The following is a 262-nucleotide window of genomic DNA, read 5'->3' on the forward strand; positions in this document are numbered from 1 at the left end:
CGATGGGCGGGGACTTCGGTCCCCGCGCTACGTTACGGGGCACGGCCAGTGCGCTGTTGCGAGACTCGCAACTCAGCGCCATCCTGGTCGGCCCGCAGCATCTACTGGATGCCGAGTTAGACTCCCTCCCTGCTTCACTCTCCCGTGTTCGTGATCGCCTTCAGACACTCGCTGTCGACGGCATTGTCGCGTCTGATGCTCGCCCGTCCCGCGTTGTGCGCAGCCGCGAGCCCAGCAGCATGTCTCAGGCCCTGGGCCTGGT

Annotated in this window: 1 pseudogene; it reads left to right on the top strand. The window is 66.0% G+C overall.

Features of this window, described 5'->3' with window-relative positions:
- Nucleotides 1-2: 2 nt before the first annotated feature.
- Nucleotides 3-262, top strand: a pseudogene (locus R0J88_RS21055) (phosphate acyltransferase); the annotation flags it as partial.

This window comes from Pseudoalteromonas sp. SIMBA_162, from assembly GCF_046535955.1.
GTDB lineage: Bacteria > Pseudomonadota > Gammaproteobacteria > Enterobacterales > Alteromonadaceae > Pseudoalteromonas > Pseudoalteromonas marina.